This is a genomic window from [Flexibacter] sp. ATCC 35208 (genome assembly GCF_001975825.1).
Classification (GTDB): Bacteria; Bacteroidota; Bacteroidia; order Chitinophagales; family Chitinophagaceae; genus Chitinophaga.
The window spans coordinates 1-20802 of record NZ_MTKN01000056.1; the positions used below are offsets into that span (position 1 = coordinate 1).

18 protein-coding genes and 1 other RNA gene are annotated in these 20802 nt (G+C 44.1%); 8 read left to right on the forward strand and 11 right to left on the reverse strand.

Translation table 11 applies throughout. The features are described from left to right. Positions 1–279 precede the first annotated feature (279 nt). A complete protein-coding gene (locus tag BW716_RS26835; protein ID WP_083728795.1) occupies positions 280–819 on the forward strand; it encodes a hypothetical protein in 540 nt (179 codons plus the stop codon). Positions 820–1486: 667 nt separating this feature from the next. Further along, positions 1487–3172, forward strand: coding sequence for a S8 family peptidase (locus tag BW716_RS26840; protein WP_235643956.1), 1686 nt, complete (start codon positions 1487–1489; stop codon positions 3170–3172). Positions 3173–3276: 104 nt separating this feature from the next. Here the strand turns inward: BW716_RS26840 and BW716_RS26845 are convergent, their stop codons facing one another. The 10 genes from BW716_RS26845 to bioD form a co-directional block, all read right to left on the reverse strand. After that, complete coding sequence (locus tag BW716_RS26845) at positions 3277–3693, reverse strand: DUF4870 domain-containing protein (RefSeq protein ID WP_083728797.1); 417 nt, start codon at positions 3691–3693, stop codon at positions 3277–3279. Between the two features lie 48 nt (positions 3694–3741). Then, positions 3742–4128, reverse strand: an RNA gene (gene rnpB / locus BW716_RS26850) — RNase P RNA component class A. A gap of 22 nt (positions 4129–4150) precedes the next feature. Beyond that, positions 4151–5176, reverse strand: a complete 1026-nt coding sequence (locus tag BW716_RS26855) for a Smr/MutS family protein (protein WP_083728799.1) — start codon at positions 5174–5176, stop codon at positions 4151–4153. A gap of 116 nt (positions 5177–5292) precedes the next feature. Next, complete coding sequence (locus BW716_RS26860) at positions 5293–5730, reverse strand: DoxX family protein (RefSeq protein ID WP_083728801.1); 438 nt, start codon at positions 5728–5730, stop codon at positions 5293–5295. 221 nt (positions 5731–5951) lie between these two features. Continuing rightward, positions 5952–7619, reverse strand: coding sequence for an amino acid permease (locus BW716_RS26865; protein ID WP_083728803.1), 1668 nt, complete (start codon positions 7617–7619; stop codon positions 5952–5954). Between the two features lie 316 nt (positions 7620–7935). Further along, the gene (locus BW716_RS26870; protein WP_083728805.1) at positions 7936–8907 is read right to left on the reverse strand and encodes a polyprenyl synthetase family protein; all 972 of its coding nucleotides are present in this window, start codon (positions 8905–8907) and stop codon (positions 7936–7938) included. 34 nt (positions 8908–8941) lie between these two features. Next, positions 8942–11158, reverse strand: a complete 2217-nt coding sequence (gene rnr / locus BW716_RS26875) for a ribonuclease R (protein ID WP_083728807.1) — start codon at positions 11156–11158, stop codon at positions 8942–8944. An 11-nt stretch (positions 11159–11169) separates the two neighbouring features. Continuing rightward, positions 11170–12237, reverse strand: a complete 1068-nt coding sequence (gene lpxK / locus BW716_RS26880) for a tetraacyldisaccharide 4'-kinase (RefSeq protein ID WP_083728809.1) — start codon at positions 12235–12237, stop codon at positions 11170–11172. A gap of 3 nt (positions 12238–12240) precedes the next feature. Further along, positions 12241–12822, reverse strand: coding sequence for a 5-formyltetrahydrofolate cyclo-ligase (locus BW716_RS26885; RefSeq protein WP_179091286.1), 582 nt, complete (start codon positions 12820–12822; stop codon positions 12241–12243). Positions 12823–12836: 14 nt separating this feature from the next. Further along, on the reverse strand, positions 12837–13469 hold the full coding sequence (gene bioD, locus BW716_RS26890) for a dethiobiotin synthase (protein ID WP_083728813.1): 633 nt from the start codon (positions 13467–13469) through the stop codon (positions 12837–12839). Between the two features lie 103 nt (positions 13470–13572). Between bioD and BW716_RS26895 the strand changes: the two genes are divergently transcribed. The 6 genes from BW716_RS26895 to BW716_RS26920 all read left to right on the forward strand — a co-directional run bounded on the left by BW716_RS26895 (position 13573) and on the right by BW716_RS26920 (position 19883). Then, the gene (locus BW716_RS26895) at positions 13573–14931 is read left to right on the forward strand and encodes a pyridoxal-phosphate dependent enzyme (RefSeq protein ID WP_083728815.1); all 1359 of its coding nucleotides are present in this window, start codon (positions 13573–13575) and stop codon (positions 14929–14931) included. Between the two features lie 18 nt (positions 14932–14949). Further along, positions 14950–15753, forward strand: coding sequence for a helical backbone metal receptor (locus tag BW716_RS26900; RefSeq protein WP_083728817.1), 804 nt, complete (start codon positions 14950–14952; stop codon positions 15751–15753). 102 nt (positions 15754–15855) lie between these two features. Further along, positions 15856–16923 (forward strand): class II fructose-bisphosphate aldolase, encoded by a 1068-nt coding sequence (gene fbaA, locus BW716_RS26905; protein ID WP_083728819.1) that lies wholly within the window; start codon positions 15856–15858, stop codon positions 16921–16923. 241 nt (positions 16924–17164) lie between these two features. Continuing rightward, on the forward strand, positions 17165–18013 hold the full coding sequence (accD, locus tag BW716_RS26910; RefSeq protein WP_083728821.1) for an acetyl-CoA carboxylase, carboxyltransferase subunit beta: 849 nt from the start codon (positions 17165–17167) through the stop codon (positions 18011–18013). A gap of 78 nt (positions 18014–18091) precedes the next feature. Next, entirely contained in the window at positions 18092–18529 is a 438-nt protein-coding gene (gene smpB / locus BW716_RS26915) for an SsrA-binding protein SmpB (protein WP_083728823.1), read from the forward strand. A 187-nt stretch (positions 18530–18716) separates the two neighbouring features. Continuing rightward, on the forward strand, positions 18717–19883 hold the full coding sequence (locus tag BW716_RS26920) for a hypothetical protein (RefSeq protein WP_083728825.1): 1167 nt from the start codon (positions 18717–18719) through the stop codon (positions 19881–19883). A 250-nt stretch (positions 19884–20133) separates the two neighbouring features. On the opposite strand, the gene rnhA is transcribed toward BW716_RS26920, so the two are convergent. Next, positions 20134–20592, reverse strand: a complete 459-nt coding sequence (gene rnhA, locus BW716_RS26925; RefSeq protein WP_083728827.1) for a ribonuclease HI — start codon at positions 20590–20592, stop codon at positions 20134–20136. Positions 20593–20802: the final 210 nt, after the last annotated feature.

A 20802-nucleotide genomic window follows, 5' to 3' on the forward strand; every position in this document is an offset into this window, starting at 1 on the left:
GGTTCATGAGGGTTTTTTCTAAAAATGGGTTTCATGCCTCTTAGTGAATACCCTCTTTCATGAATGTTTTATTGCCGAATAGCCAGGTAAACTATAGCATAGCTTTAATGCTACAAGTGCACCATAAGTATACCATAAGTACATTAAAAGTACATCTGTATATCAAATTGATATTGAAGTGTACTTATAGTGAAGTGTTAGTACTCATTTGGTAACGAAGTTGCACTATAGTTCGGATGAAGGTTTTAATATTGTCTTGTAACCTCAAAATTGTTTGTTATGGCACTTGTAAAAGACAGCATACTCCTTCAACTTGTACGAGGCACCCTCGGCAAGCAACTCACGATCTACGAAAGAAACGGGCAGATTATAATGGCCAAAAAACGCGGTCCGTCAAAGAAAAAGCCAACAAAAAAGCAGCTGGAAGCCAGGTATAAGATGACCATAGCCGCAGCTTATGCGAAGGCAATCCTGCAGGACCCTGAACTGAAGGCATATTATAAGTCACTGGCAGGTCCTGGCCAGAATGCTTATAACTTGGCCATAAAGGATGCATACAAGTCGCCGGAGATTCAGAATATCCGACTGGAAGAGGAGACGGTAGTAGTAACAGCAAAGGATGAATTCAGGGTAGTAGAAGTGGACGTACGGGTACACGATGCGGCAGGTGCTATGCTGGAAAGAGGAAAGGCTGTTTTAGGCAGAAATGGCGTGGATTGGTATTATAAGGCTGGCTATCTGCCATCAGGCGGCAAAGTAGTCGTAGTGGCTGTAGATTTACCGGGAAATGAAACGCCCAGGGAGTTGAAACTGGAATAAATACCTGGATGAATTAGTAATAAATTGCTGCATAGCTGTTGGTGTGAAGCACACCTGCATGACTTGTGTTGTGCAATGATCAAATTATTGCTGTTGCATTAATTTATTACCTTTTTACGCCTAAACATATACAATAAAATAATAATAAATTCGTTTTATACCAAAACCAATCAACATCCAAAACCCAGGCATCTGGAACATGCCACATTTAATGAGCGACAAATAGGTAAAAAAATAGCGAGGTTAGAGAACCTCGCTTTTTCGTTAAACGGAAACCATGCTTATGAGAAAAATAATTGGAGAGTCTCCTAATTATTCTTCCAGCTCTAAATATTACACTTTTTCCTGGAATTTCATATTCTACTTTCGTGCTACTTTCCTTGCTATTTACCAGCAGTTTAGCCTTCAAATCGTATTATTGTTGTGCCCGTAGCCACTTTTCAAAGAAAATCGTCCTACGCTCCATAGTGGAAAATATTTTATAATATTCAATAATTTCATTCTACGAATAGGTATTCACCCCCATCTACCACACCATTCAACTGATCATAATATTCTATTTCCCCTCTTCATCAATTCGTCTTATCTTGGCCCGTTACACTTTATATAACCTTTAACCATTTATGGTATTTGTATTGATATGCTTATTGTGAAAAAATACAGACTAATGAAATCTAGCGGAGCAATAGCAGTCATGGCAGGATGTGTTGCGATGATGACTGCACTTACAACTAATTCGGCCTATGCACAGGGTAATGCAGTACCAAAGAACTGGCACCTGCTGGACTACACCGCTGACAGCGTTTATGGCACCAGCGTGCAGCGCGCCTACACTGAACTGTTAAAAGGGAGAAAAAGTACCCCTGTGATCGTTGCTGTGATCGACTCAGGTATCGATACACTACACGAAGATCTGAAGTCCATTTTATGGACGAATCCAAAAGAAATTCCCGGAAATGGAATTGACGATGACAAGAATGGTTATGTAGACGATGTACATGGATGGAATTTTTTAGGTGGAAAGGACGGCCGTAGCTTAAAAGATGATTCTGACGAAGCGACCAGGGAATATGTACGGTTAAAGGACAAATATGTAAAACCTGATTCCGCACTCAACCACGACTCAAAAGAATATACTTATTGGTTAAAGGTATCCAGCAAAATTGCCAAACCTTCTACTGAAAGCAAAACGACTTATAGAGCCATGCTGAAACTGCAGGACAACGTGAATAAAGCCGGCGGTATTCTCACCACCTTCCTGCATACCAGCGACTTCAATGTACCCAAACTCGACAGCATCCAGACTAAAGACGAAGATGTAATGGTGGCAAAGAATTTCATGATCCGCCTGTTTAACAGCACCGGCGATTCTGCTATTACTTATGCTGATTTCAAACCTGAATTCGAAGAGTACATAGAAGACCTGAAAAAGAAAGCAGAGATCTCTGACAACTATACACCTAATGCAAAACGCAAGGAAATCGTAGGCGATGATATCAATGATATCAACGACAAATACTACGGTAATAATGATGTAATGGGACAATTTGGTCTCCATGGTACTCACGTATCCGGTATCATTGCAGCTGCAAGAAACAATGGTGTAGGTATGGATGGTGTGGCAGACAATGTAAGGATCATGGCAGTGAAAGCAGTACCAGATGGTGATGAGCGTGATAAAGACGTAGCATTGGCTATTCGTTATGCAGTAGACAATGGTGCGCGTATTATCAATATGAGCTTTGGTAAATCATTTTCTCCGCATAAGGATTGGGTAGATGCTGCTTTCAAATATGCGGCGGACCACAATGTATTGTTGATACATGCAGCGGGTAATGATGGTAAGAATGTAGACAGTACTGACAACTTCCCCAATGCCGATTTCCTGAACGGTGGTGTGGCTGGTAATGTAGTGACTGTGGGTGCCACCAGTAATGGTAAAACAGGTGCTAAAGTGGCAAGCTTCTCTAACTACGGTAAGCGTACGGTAGATCTGTTTGCACCAGGTGTATCTATTTATGCTACCCTGCCAGGAGGTAATAAATATGGCAGTCTGAGTGGTACCAGCATGGCTTGTCCGGTCGTAGCCGGTGTAGCGGCGTTGGTATTGTCTTACTACCCTGATCTGACTGCAGAGCAGTTGAAATATGTATTGTTGAAATCGGCAGTGCCTTTGCCTGACGGTACGAAAGAAGTAACTAAACCTGGTGCGCCTGGTCAGACAGTCGCCTTTGCTGATTTGTCTGCAACGGGTGGTTTGGTGAATGCTTATAATGCCCTGAAGGTAGCAAGTACCATGAAGGTGGAGAAACTGGGGAAGAAACCAAAAGTAATGAAGATCAAAAAAGGATAAAATATCCGTATAAAAGCATTGCTGAAAAAGGGGATTCACCAACAGGCATGAAAACCATTTTCAGAGGAAAAAGGGCTTTTGCTGATAGCAAAAGCCCTTTTTAATTATTTAACGAGTCTCAGGTTGATTGGATATCTATATACCTCTCCATTACTCGCTTTGATGGTAGCGATAATAGAAAATATCACATTGATCAACCAAACAATCCCATTACGGCCGCTTACAAACCTAAAACTGAAATTAGGTGAGCTGGACATCCACCAGAAAGTTGTGAGGGTCCAGAGGGTACCAATAAAGAATAAAATCATATTTACGATCAACGCTGCGATACTCATGGTGATCTGGAAGTTCAGCGCTTCCTTCCCTTCAGTGTCCAGGAAAGTAGACTGCTCTCTTTTGATCAGCCAAAGTACAAGTACAGCAATAATGTTACCGACAGGAGAAATAAGCCCTATTGTCATTCCTATAATGCCGGCAAGGCTGATAAATATCGCCCAGGTTTTTTCGTCTTTTTGATTCATTGGGTATAATAGATTTGGGTGTAAGCTATTCCATGTGAAGATAAAAACAAAAACTACAAACCTATAAGCCGGATTCTGTTCAATCGTCTTGCGACGACTGATGCTATCATTTATCTGCGACAACGTTCGCACGTCATCTGTATCTGCCTACCCTCGGTCATTGGACGAGCCGCCCTTAATCGACCGTATACATGGCATTTCAGCACGCAAGGTTTACCCTTCTAGTATGTTGCCATTCCAGAACGTAGGCTCTTACCCTACATTTTCACCCTTACCCTGTACAAGACAAGGCGGTCATTTTCTGTGGCACTTTCTGTGACCTGTGCAAGCCGTCAGAGACGAGGAGAACAGGTCCCCACCAGTTAGGTGGTGCGTTGCTCTATGCTGTCCGGACTTTCCTTACCAGTTGCCTGGAACGATAGCACGGTTTGTAGTTTTTGCAAAAATAGTAAAAAGGTTACTTAAAAAATATCTCAGTTGCACCAAATCCGTACCTGGGGTGATATTCATTTGAGAATTTATCTACTTCAGGCGTATCTTTTAATATCTTATGAATTTCATCCTTGAGTCTGCCCTTCCCTACCCCATGGATCACGAACATATTATGTTGATGGTGGGAAATGGCCAGTTCCAGGTAACGCACAAATTCATTGAGCTGTATCGCAAGAATTTCAATGTTCTTCATCCCTTTCCAGTCGTCTGTGAGCGTTTCGATGTGCAGGTCCAGTTCGTACTTAGGTGTAAGGGGTACTTCAGGAAGGGTATTGGTCGAAGTGGTCGTATTAGACGCTGCGAACTTACCGATTGAAGGAGTATCGAAATCATTACCCGATTTTTCCGGTTTTGGCGGAAACTTATCGAACAGTAAATAACTTAATGTAGCGTTTCTTCTGGCCTGTAAATCACTCAGTTGCTGGAAGATCTGCTTTGTTTTCATCTTCCAGGTTTTCTGGAAACTCGGCGCCAGTTTTGGATCTGGTTCTTTGGGATAGAAGGTGAATTCTATTCTTGGACTATCGTTCAGCGCTTCGAAAGGAAGGTCGCTGAGATAGAAATTTGCAAATGGCTGGATTTCATTTTTCATCTCCAGTTCCAGCTGATTTTTGAGGTATACCTGGAAATGGAACTTCCAGGCAGTATTGGTCTCATTGGCCAGGTGAAACTTGAGTTGTTCTACATTTTCCTCATATCCCTCTACACGGAATACAGGCAGTACAGAGAGGAATACCCCTTTGTCCATTTTAAAAGTATCCTGTTTCTTTTCAGGCTTAATATCAAAACCAGATTTTCTGGCAGGTGGGTTGCCATTCTTGGGCGCGGTTGTAAACCGGTGAAAATAAGGGAAATCGATTTGATCCAGGTACACGGGGAAGGTAACTTTGCCAATCTCTACCATCACCATATCGTTATTGATAATGTCGACAACAGTACCTTCTTCTTTTGAATGAAGCAATAATATCTTATCTCCAATTTCGTACTTCATGATAACTACACTGCGTCTCTAAATAACAATGACAGATAGCAGGAATCCCCCTGCTACCTGTATCGCAGTGCAGCAAAACTACATAAATTATGGGACTCTTACTTCTTTGCAGCCGGTCATGCAGGATGCCGGCGCATATAACCATCATAAGAAATGGGGCCACTACCTTCTACAAGAAATACTAACAGCAACAGTAGAACAAGGATGGAAAGGCCGGATTCGCTATGTACATTGAATAACCCTGTAGGGGTATGTACAAAGAAGAGGGCGCCAAGTAGAATGGGGATCTGTGCGATGACAGCAGCTCGGGTGAGGAGGCCAAATGTGATAAGGACCCCGCCCAGGAGATGAGCAAAGACAATGTAATGAGCAAGCCAGAAGGATAATACGGTGATAAACGGGCTCTGGTTTATCACGGCTTTGAGAACATCGATATTTTGAATGAATACAACTCCTTTCCAGAACAAAAATATTCCAAGAAGGACGCGAATGCCATCAACCCATTTTGGATGATGCGATTCGCCCCAATGGTCAATTCGCTGTAGCAGGTTCATAAAATATGAGTTTAGGATCAAAGAACTACTTAAATATATAATTTTTTTATGGACTTTCCAAATTAGATAAGTGCTGCAAGTTGTTAAAGGTGAGGTAGTTAAATAAAACAGGCCTGCGGCAACATGGAAGATTTCCTATTTTTTATTGGGGACTGGTTATAAAAAAGAACGGTTTTACCTTTTGTTTGGTAAAACCGTTCTTATTATTTGATATGAATATTTTAGAAAGTATGCTTTGGTATATCCTGATTCAGCTTGCTCTTTCTGTAACTATAGCCAAAATAAATAGTCAAACCGATGATGAGCCAGATCGTGAACACTACCCAGTTCCTGAAACCAATTTCTGTCATCAGGTAAAAACAACTGAGCAAACCAAGAACAGGTATCGCCGACAGTTTCTTTACAAATGACAACACCACAAAGATCACGGCTGCTATGGCAAAGAAGAAGAATGGAATATTGTGTTTCCATACATCCCAGCCACCTTCAAATGAGAAACGGCCTGGTAATTCTTTTCTGAAGATAAAAATGAAGATCAGCACGATCGCTGGTATGATATACTGCCCATTGATATATGGTAAACGGAATCGTTTGCTACCATCATTTTTCTCCTGCGGGGGCAGTAATAATACCCCACCACATACCAGGATGAATGCAAATAAAGTTCCGATACTGGTCAGGTCTGTTACAACGGTCAGGTTCAGAAAGAGCGCAGGTACACCTACGATCACACCTGTGATAATTGTTGCAAATGAAGGTGTTTTGAACTTCGGATGGATCTTACTGAATTTCTTTGGCAACAACCCGTCACGACTCATACTCATCCAGATACGTGGCTGACCGATCTGGAATACAAGCAGTACACTCGTGGTGGCTACTACCGCACTTACAGATATCAGGAAACTTATTTTGTGAAGGTTGACCGCATTGAATACGAATGCTAATGGATCCTCTACTTTCAGCTGTGAATAAGATACCATCCCTGTCAATACAAATGCAATCAGGATATATAATATGGTACAGATGATCAATGAATAGATCATGCCCTTGGGCAGGTCGCGCTGCGGATCTGCACACTCCTCAGCCGTGGTACTGATCGCATCAAAACCTATGTAGGCAAAGAATACGGCAGACACACCTTTTAGTACCCCTGAAAAACCATTTGGCATAAACGGTGACCAGTTGTCAGGATGTACATAAAATGAACCGACTATAATTACAAAGAGGATCACTGCGATCTTGAGCCCCACCATGAAGTTGGCGCTCTTTTTACTCTCACGGATACCTACATAAGCGAGGTAAGTCACTAAAATTACTATAATAAAAGCAGGTAAATTCAGTATAACAGGCAGGCCTCCAATGTGCGGTGCCGCTGCATAAATTTCAGGCGTAGCACTATCATAATTACTCGTCAGCCACACCGGCAGGGATAAATTCATCCCAAAAGCCTTTCCTACACCAGCGAGCAGGTTATTGAAATAGCCGCTCCACGATATGGCTACGGCAATGTTCCCGATGGCGTATTCCAGGATCAGCGCCCAACCAATCACCCAGGCTGCCAGTTCTCCGAAGGTCACATACGAGTAGGTATATGCACTTCCCGACACGGGTACCCTGCTGGCAAATTCGGCGTAACAAAGGGCCGAAAAACCACAGGTGATAGCAGTAATAATAAATAACAGGGAAACCCCGGGACCACCATGAAACGACGCTTCGCCAATGGTTGAAAAGATACCAGCGCCAATGACGGCAGCAATGCCCATTGCTGTCAGGTCCTTTACTTTCAGAACTTTATGTAACCCGCCACCATGTGCGTCATCTGATAAACCATCTTGTGCATCTTTCAGAATAGTAGTAATAGATTTCTTTCGAAACAGCGATTTAGACATCTGGTGGTGATATTTTGTTGTTGACCTTCCTTAGGTTTAGCGATGATGCGAATATATTGAAATTTAATTAATGCCCGCTTTGAAGCAGAAAATCAGGGAGTTCGAATAATTGTTTCCTGAAGTTCCTTTATTTTTCAGAAGGAAATCAGCCAATTCGATCGGTAGTGATCTCCTTTATGCATTAATGCCCTCTTTTTAAGAGGAAATCAGTCAGTTCGGATCTTGTGGCAGATGGTTGCCCTGCATTAATGTTCTCTTTTTAGCAGAAAATCAGCCAGTTCGGATCTTGTGGCAGATGGTTGTCCTGCATTATGCATTAATGTTCTCTTTTTAAGAGAAAATCAGCCAGTTCGATCAATGGTTGTTTCCTGGCAGATAATACCGCGATCTTTTCCAGGTGCTCCAATGCCAGATCATGGAACCTTTCCTTCTCCTTTTCCGCCCACTGATCAATCTGACAGTCATGGAATAATTGCAGCACCTGCGCTACCTTATCTTCCGGATTAGTTGCTAACAGCTCCTTCAGCTTGGTCCGCTGTGTAGCATTACAAAGTTCCAGTGCTTTGAGCAACAGGAAGGTTTTTTTATTCACTAAGATATCTCCCCCCTGTTGTTTCCCAAATTTCTCCGGATCTCCGAAGGCATCCAGAAAGTCATCCTGGATCTGGAAGGCAATCCCTACGTTCTTACCAAATTGATACAGGTGATCCTGGTTGTATTCACTTCCCCCGCCAATGATAGCACCCATCTTCAGACTGGCTGCCAGCAATACGGAAGTCTTCAGTGCGATCATGTTTACATAATCATCGAATTGTACATGCTCCGGCTCCATCTCTTCAAAGTCCATATCTATCTGCTGGCCTTCGCACACTTCGATCGCAGCTTTGTTAAAAGCGGCTAACAGTTTTTGTTTATGCTGAGGCTGTACCTTGTTCAGGTATTCATATACATTGATCAGCATCACATCTCCGGCCAGGATCGCAGCGGTATCACCATACAGAGTGTGTACGGTTGGGTGGTTTCTGCGGAGGGGGGCCTTATCCATCAAATCGTCATGTACGAGGGTGAAATTGTGAAAGAGCTCCACCGCTGTTCCTACCTGGAACGAGTCAGGGTGAATATTATCAAACAATTCATTGCCCATCAGTGCCAGTATAGGGCGTATACGCTTCCCACCTATTTTGAGTATGTGGCTGGCCGCATCGTACAATTTCTTAGGTTTTTCCGGAAAATGTTCCTTCGCAAAGTGTTCTCCAAACTGGATCGTTAATTCCTGAAATGAATGCATGGTATCTTGTCAATAATTATTAATCAGGTCGAAATTATGCCTTTTTACGGGAAGCACCGCCACCCTTCTTTGCAGAGGATGATTTCTTCTTATCAGTGGCAGATCTGTCACCTTTAGCTGGTTTGCCTTTGGCAGGGCCGCCACTCCTTTCGGAAGGTTGCCTTTTGCCGCGGGGAGAGCGATTAAAATCAGTATCCTGGTCTCTTCTGCTGCGTGGAGCTTCTCCGCCACGACCACGTACTACTCTACCCTGCGGCGGGAAATCTGCATCCTCATCTTCTATCAGCTCATAATCCAGCTGTCTCTTTACCAGGTTTGCCGCAGCTACCTGCACCTTCACCTTATCTCCAATACGAACCTTCCGACCCGTATTCATCCCTATCAGTGAATATTCATTCTCATCATACTTAAAATCATCCTTCGTCATCATACTCTGCAAACTCACCAGTCCTTCACACTTGGTATCCACTGTCTCTACCCAGAAACCAAAATGAGCGACCCCACTCACCACACCATCGAAAGTCTCGCCCAGGAACTGCTGCATGTATTCCACCTGCTTGTATTTGTTCCCAGCTCTTTCTGCTTCCATCGCCTTGCGCTCCATCTCTGAAGAGTGCTTACACATTGCATCCATCCTTTTATCAGCATGAATATCATTGGCCAGGCACTGCGCTACCACCCGGTGTACCAATACATCGGGGTAACGACGGATCGGAGATGTAAAGTGACAGTAGTGATCAAAACCCAATCCATAGTGACCGATATCTTCCGTCTGGTAAACGGCTTTGGCCATGGTACGGATACCGAGGGTTTCGAGTACATGCTGTTCAGGTTTGCCCTTCGCCATCTGCAACATTGCATTGAAGCTATTCGCCAGCGCTTCAGGGTTAGAAAGATCCAGCTTGTGACCGAACTTGTTTACGAAACCAGAGAACACTTTCAGCTTCTCTTCATCCGGTGTATCGTGGGTACGATATGGGAACGGCACCTGCTGGTTATTGCCGATGCGGATATTGTATACATATTCTGCTACCTTTCTATTGGCAAGCAGCATGAATTCTTCGATCAACTGGTGGGCTTCCTTGCTCTCCTTGATCATGATGCCGATCGGCTTTGCATGTTCATCCAGCTGGAAGCGAACTTCCTGCGAAGAGAAGTTGATAGCGCCATGTTGAATACGTGTTTTGCGCATAGTCTGTGCGATGGTATTCAGCAACAGCAATTCATCTTTGTAAGGTCCGTCTCCCTTTTCGATGATCTCCTGTACCTCTTCGTAGGTAAATCGATGATCGGAATGGATCACGGTTCTGCCAATCCATTGCTCCCTGATCTCCCCTTGCTCATTGATCTTAAACACGGCAGAGAATGTCAGTTTATCTTCGTGCGGACGCAGGGAACAGAGCTCGTTCGAGATCTTTTCCGGCAGCATAGGCAGTACGCGATCCGGCAGGTATACGGAAGTAGCACGTTTGTCTGCTTCCTTATCCAGCGCAGTATCCGGCAGTACATAGTGACTTACGTCAGCAATGTGCACACCGATCTCGTACCAGCCACCACGGGTCTTTTTGACAGAGAGGGCATCGTCAAAGTCCTTGGCATCCACAGGGTCGATGGTAAAGGTGAGGGTCTTGCGGAAGTCCTTACGTTTCTTTACTTCATCACTGCTGATGTCTTCTTTGACGGCCTGTAGTTCCTGCATCACATCCGCCGGGAAGCTAAGCGGGAAGCCCGCTTCGATAAGGATCTCCTTCATAGCCAGGTCGTTGGTATCGCTGGCATCCAGTAGTTCTACAATCTCGCCAACGGGTTTGCGGGTCTTTTCGCCCCACTGTACAATCCTGACTACGGCCTTATCGCCGCTCTTCATGTCTTTTACTTCGTTCGCTGGAATATATATATCCGGCATGAAGATACCCTTGTCAGGTATAAGGAATGCGAATCCCTTATTCACCTGCAGGGTGCCGGTAAACTCTGTCTTCTTACGTTTAGTAATCGCCGTTATCACTCCTTCCATTCGTCCCTGGTTCTTAGCTGGTTTGATAACATCCACGTTTACTTCATCTCCGTCTAAAGCGGTATTCAGGTTTTTCTGCCTTACAAGTACATCTTTTTCCTGTCCTTCGACGATGACGAAAGCCATGCCGGAACGGGTGATTTCTATTGTTCCCTTGTAGGTTTTCTTTTGGCTGCTACTGCCTTTTTCTCTGCTGCTAGCGCCTTTTTCTTTTTGAGGTTTTTTCTTTTTAGTCATTCTCGTAACATTTAATCATGGTTACTTCCAAACTGTTCCACGTAATCAAAAATATAATTATTAAATGAATCTCCTTCCCCGAACAGGAAAGATATTTCCACCGGCATAACGGCGATGGTTATGTTTCGCTCCCGGAGTTGCGGGGCCAGGAGCTGTAGCCTTACGGCATCTTTTTCGGTGGTGATCACCATTTTATTCTCCCCGGGCAGGTTCCCGAGTTCACGTTGTATCTTATCAAGGTCGTGCACCCCATAGTAATAATGATCGGGAAAAGGCAGCTGGAAGACCTCCCGGTGGCTGCTTTTCAAGTGCTGCAGGAGTGGTTCAGGACGGGCGATACCGGCTACCAGCAACAGTGTTGTATCTGCCGGTATAGTAGTGGGTGCACCGCTGAACAGGTCGTACAGCTGACCATATTGCAATGTGGTAAAATATACATGTTGTTCATGCAAGGGATTGATTTCCTGCCTGATAGCGTTTTTTTCAGTTTCAGAAAGGTGGGGTGGACATTTGGATACGATGATACAATTGGCCCTTTCGTATCCTTTGCGTCCTTCCCGGAGGCGACCAAATGGTACCACATGATCTTTGGTAAACCGGCGGCTGTAGTCGGTGATCATAATGTTCATACCTGGTTTTACAGAGCGGTGCTGAAAGGCATCGTCCAGCAGGATCACCTGTGTTTCGGGGCGTTCTCCGAGCAGTTGGGGAATGGCGAGCATTCTCTCTTCGCCCACGCAAACGCTGATGTCCGGGTACTTTTGGTGAAACTGCATGGGTTCATCACCCAGCTGTGAGGCGGTGCTGTTTTCATCTGCCAGCAGGTAGCCTTTGGTACGGCGGTTATAGCCACGGCTCAGGGTAGCGGTGTGTACGCGGTCTTTGAGCAGGCGGATGAGGTGTTCGACATGGGGAGTCTTGCCAGTGCCTCCTACAGAAAGGTTGCCCACAGCGATCACGGGCAGGTCGAATTCCACAGCAGTGAGTACTTTATTGTCGTACATCCTGTTGCGGGTCCACATGACCAAACCGTACAAAAGTGAGAAAGGATATAATAAGATCTTAAGATATTGCAGCATGCATCAGCTTTTTGTGAAATGATAAGTCGTATTGGGTGTGACCACGATATGCAGTGGAACATCCCAGGTGCCGATGTCGGCAATGCCGGTTACCGGGTCGAACAATGACAGTCCGATGGTGGTAACATCCGGGCGGCATTGTTCCAGAAAGCGGTCGTACATCCCTTTGCCATAGCCTACGCGGTGGCCGGCGGTATCGAATGCCAGCAGTGGTACGAATACCAGGTCCAGCTCAGATGGCGCGATGAGGGTACCTGATGTAGGCTCGGGAATGCCGTAGTTGTTCTTTTCCAGTACGGTGTTTTGATCCCAAAGGTAATGCAACATGGTGCTATCGGCCATATTGGAACGTGAAATTACCCATTGGAGGTCCGGAAAATGGATCCGGGTATAGTCTACAAGAGCTGGTGTATCCACTTCCTTTTTTTCCCTGATAGGTAGAAAAATGTGTGCCAGCTTGTAAGGGCTGAAATCCAGTAGCCTGCATTGTGCGAGCAACTGCGCATTGAGCTTGGTAATCTCGTCGGAGGGAGTATTCAGTCTTTTTTCAAGAAACTCCCGGCGTATATCCTTTTTTGTTAACAATATGGTACGCTGAGTTATTTTAATTGTAAAGATAGCTTTTCTGCCTGTTCCTTTACAAAAGCCTTGTCAATATGGCTGGTTTGAGGAATCCTTCCCAGTTTGGGGAATCCGGACCAGGTGACAACTTCGTCTTCATTAGTATGTGTTTCGCCACTGAAGATCCAGCCCAGAACAGGAATTTGTGCCTGCTGGAGGACTTTTGCGGTGAGTAATGAATGGTTGATGGAGCCGAGGTAGTTGCCTGCCACGATAATGACTTTGGCTTTGAGTTGTTGGATCAGGTCGATGGTAAAGGTCGTTTCAGTGATAGGTACCATGAGGCCGCCGGCGCCTTCGATGATGAGGGGGCGGTTGGCCGGTTGGTAAGTCTCAGCTATTTCTATTATTCTTTTTACATTAATGGTTACGTTTTCGAGCCTTGCAGCGAGGTGCGGAGAGGCTGGTTCCAGGAGGCGGTAGGCCTCTTTATGGCATTTTGAAACTGGATTTGTGAGTAGATTTTTTATGGTGTCAGTATCAGTGCCTTCTTTCAGACCGGTTTGCACTGGTTTCCAGTAATCGGCCTGGAGGGACTCGGTGATACAGGCGGAGGTGATGGTTTTGCCTACGCCCGTGCCAATGCCGGTGATGAAGATGCGGTTTGTCATAATTGTGCAAAGATATTGTATATTAATTATATAGTGGTTATTGAGTGATTTGGGGCAAATCATTCATTTACCTTATTTTCGCTCCGATCAATTTAATATAGTTATGAAGTTTTGCAACAGCATCCTTGAAACCATAGGAAACACCCCATTGGTAAAACTCCACCGCGTTACCGCAGGCCTTCCCTGCCCTGTCTTTGCCAAAGTAGAATTCTTTAACCCTGGCAACTCTATCAAAGACCGTATGGCTATCAAAATGGTAGAAGTCGCAGAAAAACAAGGTTTACTAAAACCAGGCGGCACCATCATTGAAGGTACCTCCGGCAATACAGGTATGGGTCTTGCGCTGGCCGCTGTGATCAAGGGTTACAAATGTATCTTTACCACCACCGATAAACAGTCCAAAGAAAAAGTAGACATACTCAAAGCCGTAGGCGCCGAGGTGATCGTATGCCCTACTAACGTAGAACCTGAAGATCCCCGCTCCTACTACTCAGTATCCAAACGGCTGGCTACTGAGGTGCCGAACAGTTTCTATGTAAACCAATACGATAACCTTGCCAATCGTGATGCACACTACGAACAAACGGGTCCTGAAATCTGGGAACAGACAGATGGAAAGGTGACTCACCTGGTTGTGGCCACGGGTACTGGCGGTACCATTACCGGTACGGGCAAGTTCCTGAAAGAAAAGAATCCGGACATAAAAGTATGGGCCATAGACAGCTACGGTTCCCTGCTGAAGAAATACTTTGAAACAGGAGAACTGGATATGTCGGAAGTTTATCCTTACATCACCGAAGGTATTGGCGAAGACTTTGTACCGCAGAACTACGACATGAATGTGATCGATGCCTTTACAAAAGTAACGGACAAAGACGGGGCTGTGATGGCAAGACGTATTACCAAAGAAGAAGGCATTTTTGTGGGGTACTCCGCTGGTTCTGCGATTGCAGGGCTATTACAACTGAAAGCATCTTTAAAACCAACAGATGTAGTCGTGGTGATTTTCCATGATTCTGGCAGCCGTTATGTAGGTAAAGTGTACAATGATCAGTGGATGATGGAAAGAGGTTTCCTCGATGTGAAGACAGTGAAAGATGTGGTGAATAGTCGCCGTAACCAGCCATTGGTAACGGTAGAACAGGAAGAGAAAGTGAGTGAGGCGATTACTAAAATGAAGAAGTATGATATCGAACATATCCCGGTTTTACATCAGCAGGAAATAGTAGGTTCTATTTCTGAAAATGGACTTTTCAACAGACTGATTGATGATGTGAACCTGAAAGATGCGCAGATCAAACAGGTGATGCAGGCTGCATTCCCGGAGGTAAAAATGGATACGCCGATAGAGAAATTGTCTTCTTATATCAATAAAGAAAATGGTGCGGTGCTGACACGCGATGAAAGTGGAAAGGCACACATCATTACGAAATACGATATTATTCAGGCACTTGGCAACTAAGATGTAAACAGCGGAAAGATGGATACTACATTTTCTGATTTACCGCTTAAAGATCAAACTGGCAATCCGGTGAGGTTGTCCTTTCCACCTCACCGGATTGTATCATTAGTTCCTTCGCAAACAGAGTTATTATTTGATCTTGGGCTTTCTGATGAGATTGTGGGAGTGACAAAATTTTGTATTCACCCGGTGAATGATAAAACCCGGGTGGGAGGAACAAAGAAATTACATATAGATCAGATTAGGGAGTTAATACCGGATCTGATCATTGCTAATAAGGAGGAGAATGAACGGGAGCAGATCTTATCATTGATGGCCGATTTCCCGGTTTGGGTGACAGATGTGCATGATTTGGAGAGTGCCCTGGAAATGATTTCACAAATTAGTGCAATTACAGACCGGGCAGCAAAGGGGGTGCAAATTTGTTCGGAGATAAAAACAGCCTTTGAGCAGTTGGCCTTTTTTTCTAAAAATGGTCCTCCTCACAAAAAAGTGGCCTATTTCATCTGGAAAGATCCCTGGATGGTAGCCGGAGGAGACACATTTATATCTGCCATGTTGGAGCAATGTGGGTTTGAGAATGTTTTTAAAAAAAGGACCCGTTACCCTGTTATTACCCTTGATGAATTACAGTATACTGATTGTCAACTAGTTCTATTATCTTCTGAACCTTTTCCTTTCAAAGCAGCCCATTTTCCATTTTTTACCTCTCTTCCTGTTCAGCTGGTAGATGGAGAAATGTTCAGCTGGTATGGTAGTAGAATCTTGCGCGCTGCGGCTTATTTTCGGGATAATTTCTACCAAAATCAGGCTTTTTTTTGACGAATATCATATAAATCACTAGAAAACATGATTCTAACACTATAAAACTTGTTATTTAGTACTTATATTTGCTGTCCTTAAATGTAAAACAATCCGAAAGCTATGGGAAAATACAGAGCTGGCGTATTATTCGGCGAAGAGCTGGAAGCGCTGTACAATGATGCCAAGAACAATGCATGGGCAATGCCTGCGGTAAACGTGGTAGGTACTAATACAGTAAATGCTGTACTGGAAACTGCTGCAAAAGTAAACTCACCTGTTATTATTCAGTTTTCTAACGGTGGTGCACAGTTCTTTGCAGGTAAAGGAATGCCGAATGATAAGTTGCAGGCAAACATTGCAGGTGGCATTTCCGGTGCAAAACACGTACATGAAGTAGCTAAATACTACGGTGTACCGGTTGTATTGCACACAGACCATGCTGCTAAAAAATGGTTGCCATGGATCGACGGTCTGCTGGATGCGGGTGAAGAATTTAAGAAACAAACTGGTCAGCCACTGTACAGTTCCCACATGCTGGATCTTTCTGAAGAGCCAATCCATGAGAACATCGAGATCTCTAAAAAATATTTCGAGCGTATGAACAAGCTGGGTATGTCCATCGAAATCGAGCTGGGCGTAACTGGTGGTGAAGAAGACGGTGTTGATAACTCCGGCGTAGACAACTCCAAGCTGTATACTCAGCCTGAAGATGTAAACTTCGCTTACGAGCAACTGTCTCAGGTAGGTACTCGTTTCACAGTAGCTGCTGCTTTTGGTAACGTACATGGTGTATATTCACCAGGTAACGTGGCACTGCGTCCTGAGATCCTGCAGAATTGCCAGGACTTCATCCAGGCTAAGCACAAAACTGCTGCTAAACCAGTTTATTATGTATTCCATGGTGGTTCAGGTTCTCCTAAGCATCAGATTACAGAAGCACTGGGTTACGGTGTAATCAAGATGAACCTGGATACAGATATGCAGTGGGCATTCTGGGAAGGTGTTCATGATTTCTACGAAGCTAAGAGAGATTATCTGCAGGCTCAGCTGGGTAACCCAGAGGGTGCTGATAAGCCAAATAAGAAATTCTATGATCCTCGTGTATGGCTGCGTAAAGGTGAAGAGACTTTTGTAAAACGTCTGGAAGAGGCGTTCAAAGATCTGAACTGCATTGGCAGAAATGCTTAATATTGAGGGAGATATACTTCAGGGAAGCCGGTAATTGTGAAAATTACCGGCTTTTTCTTTTAAGGTGGACTCCGGAAGGATTGAAAACCAGCCACTTTTGAATAAATCAGCTCTCAGCCTGCCCGTTCTCAAAGAAAAACCTGACCGCCAACCTGTTTTATTATAATATTGCAAACGAGATACTTTTGAAGTTAATTTAATTTGTATCTTGCACAACTATTTTGTAACCTAATAGTTCAATATGTCAAGCTGGTTTAAGCGAATTAAACAAGGCATTCAAACGTCTACAAGTGAGAAGAAAGAAGCGCCGGATGGTTTGTGGCACAAATGCCCTAGCTGCAAAAAAACAGTTACGGTCAAAGACCTGAAGGACCACTTTTACGTGTGCGATAAGTGTAATTACCACAATCGTATCGATTCTGCTGAATATTTCGAGATCTTATTCGATAACAATCAGTTCGAAGAGCTGTTCCCTAATATTTATCCAAAGGACTTTTTGGGATTCAAGGACTTAAAGCCATATGGCGCAAGGTTAATAGATGCTCAGAAGAAATCCGGACTGAAAGACGCGATGCGTGTAGGTGTGGGTAAAGTATTTGGTAACGACCTGGTGGTTTCCTGCATGGACTTTGCTTTTATTGGCGGTTCTATGGGTTCAGTGGTAGGTGAGAAAATCGCCCGCTCCATTGATTATTGTATTGCACACAAAATGCCATTAATGATCATCTCCAAATCTGGTGGTGCCCGTATGATGGAAAGTGCTTTTTCCCTGATGCAAATGGCAAAAACTTCTGCCAAGCTGACGCAGTTGGCGGATGCGAAGCTGCCTTTCATCTCTCTGGCAACAGATCCGACCACGGGTGGTGTAACGGCTTCTTTCGCAATGCTGGGTGACCTGAACATTGCAGAGCCTAAGGCCCTGATCGGTTTCGCTGGTCCACGTATCATTAAGGAAACGATCAAGAAAGACTTGCCTGAGGGTTTCCAGAGTGCTGAGTTCCTGCTGGAACATGGCTTTTTGGACCTGATTATTGACCGTAAAGAAATGAAGGCCAAACTGGCACAGTTGCTCGAATTGTTTAAAAACTAATTTTTTAAAATAACTGCGGATTACAGCTGGTGTGAATTCATGCCATTGTAATCCGCAATTTGTAAATCCCAATTTAAAGTGGCAGAACTGAGGAACAGATCGGCATTTTATGAGTACGCAATAGAGGATAAATTTATTGCAGGGATGGTATTGACAGGTACTGAGATTAAATCTATCCGACAGAGCCGGGTTAGTTTTAATGACTCATTCTGCTATTTTTCTAAAGGAGAATTGTTTGTTAGAAGCCTGCATATCACCGAATATTCGCATGGCGCCTACGCGAATCATGACCCATTGCGCGAGCGTAAGTTGCTGTTGACAAAACGGGAGCTGCGTAAGATGGAAGGGAAGATTAAGGAGAAAGGGTTTACCATCGTTCCATTACGTATTTTTTTGAGTGAGAAGGGGTTGGCGAAGATGGAGATAGGACTTGGCAGAGGGAAGAAAATGCATGATAAGCGTGAGTCTATTAAGGAGAGAGATACGCAGAGAGAGATTAAGCGGTATCTGAAGTAAGGATTTTAACTGCAGGATTCTCAGAGAGAGATCAAGCGGTATCTGAAAGGAAAGATTTTAATTGCAGGGTTCTCAGAGAGATCAAATGGTATCTGAAGTAAAGGCTTTTTATCATGGAGATACACATAGCTGATCAGGTAGCATCTAAAGTAAGCTCTTTTTATACAAGGGGGACTATACCTATATCATGATAAACAAACCTAACTGTCGCTGGTGGCTGATAGCACCACTTATTTTTGCATTGTCCTGCAAATCAGGGGAGAAATTGTACAATAAGGGCCGTTACGACGAAGCCGTTATTGCATTTGTAAAGAAACTCCGTAAAACTCCCACACACCAGACTTCACTGACTTTATTGCCACAGGCATATGCGCAATCAGTACAGTTGCATGAAAAAAATGCGTCGGCTGCATTGGGCACCACTGCAAATTTAAAATTTGAAGCAGCATTGAGGGAGTACCAGGTACTGCAAAACCTCTATAATAATATTGAAGCGTGTCCGGCATGCCTTACGGTGGTGACACCGAAGGATTACAGGAATGCGATATCTGCATCCAGAGATACGGCAGCAGCTACGAGATATGATCATGGGATGGCGTTGTTGAGGAATGGAGATCGATTTAGTGCACGGAAAGCATATAGTAATTTCCAGGCGGCTTTGTCGCTGGTGCCGGATTATAAGAATGCGAAGGAGATGATGGAGCAGGCGTACCAGATGGGAATGGCTGTTGTGGAAGTACGCGATGTAGCATTGGTATCACAGTATGACCAGAGAGCCCTGGAGCCGGGTGCAGCGATCTTCAGAGATAATGTGTTGAATAACCTGCGGGCAAAGAATAATAATAGTTTTGTGCAGATATTACCGGAAAGTGAAGTAGTGAAAAATAAGCTCCATGCAGATTATGTGGTGGATATCAGGGTGGAAGATTTTCTGGTGAGTAAGCCGAATATACAGAAGAATTATAGGGAGCTGGTAAAGACGGTAGAGATTATAGAGCCTGCGGATACGACTAAGCGGCCGAGACAAGCGGATAAGGTGAGGAAGGAGACATATAAAGGGGTGTTGTATTTTAATACGGTGAGTGTGGTGACTGGGGGGAATATTGTGTGTTATCTGATAGATGGGGCGAATGATGATGATATGGAGAAGATTGTGTTGCCTGCGGATGCGGGATGGAGTAATTCGTTTTGTTATTTTAAGGGAGATGAAAGGGTGCTGACCCCGGAGGATAGGAAGTTGATTGGCGGGCAGGATTTGCCTTCACCTACGGTGGGGGAATTGTTTCAGGCGGCAGTTGGGAGGTCTTATGGGGAGATAACGAATATTGTGATGAAGCATTATGCGAGTTTTTAAAGTGATTAACTAATGCATTCTATGGGTTTAGGCATTTAATGGTATTATGTTTTAAATCCTTTTCAATAAAAGAGATTGCATCAAAAATAAATAAACCTCCTCAGAAGTGCTTAAAGGACTACCTCCATTAGGTACCCGAATAAAACGAGGCCATATCTTAAGTAAGATACGGCCTCGTTTATTGAATGTAATACGAAAACTTATATTGAATGCTTCCCGAATGCTTTTATAAATCCTTTACGAATACTTTTTAATTCCCCGCTTCAAACCCCTGATCTATCAACCATTGTCCACTATCAGCAGCGGCAGTAGCCAATTCATCACAGCGGTTATTGAGTGGATTGGTAGAGTGCCCTTTTACCCAGGTAAATTTCACTTGCTGTCTTCTGTAAGCAGGAATAAACCGCTGCCAGAGGTCTTTGTTCTTTTTGTCTTTGAAGCCGATCTTTACCCAGTTCCAGAGCCAACCTTTTTCAATAGAATTGACTACGTATTCACTGTCGGTGAAGATGCGGACTGGCAAACCGTCCTTTTTGAGCGTTTCGAGCGCGACGATAACAGCGAGGAGTTCCATGCGGTTGTTGGTGGTTTTGCGATATCCCTGGGAGAGTTCTTTGCGAACTGAGTTCCACATGAGGATGACGCCGTAGCCGCCTGGGCCTGGATTGCCGCGGGATGAACCGTCTGTGTAGATTATTACTTCGGACATAGCGGGCAAAGATAGGAAATTTGGTTTGGGCCTGCGACAGCAAGCAAGAAAGATCTTATTTTTTCTTAGCGTAGTGAATATTGTGACCAGCGTACAGTATGAAAGGTCGGTCTTATTCCTCCTGTAGTAGCTTAAATGGTAACCAGATTAAAGAAATCTTTTTTCATTTCTTTAATCTGGCTGGTTTCTTTTTCCTTGACAGCGGTGGCG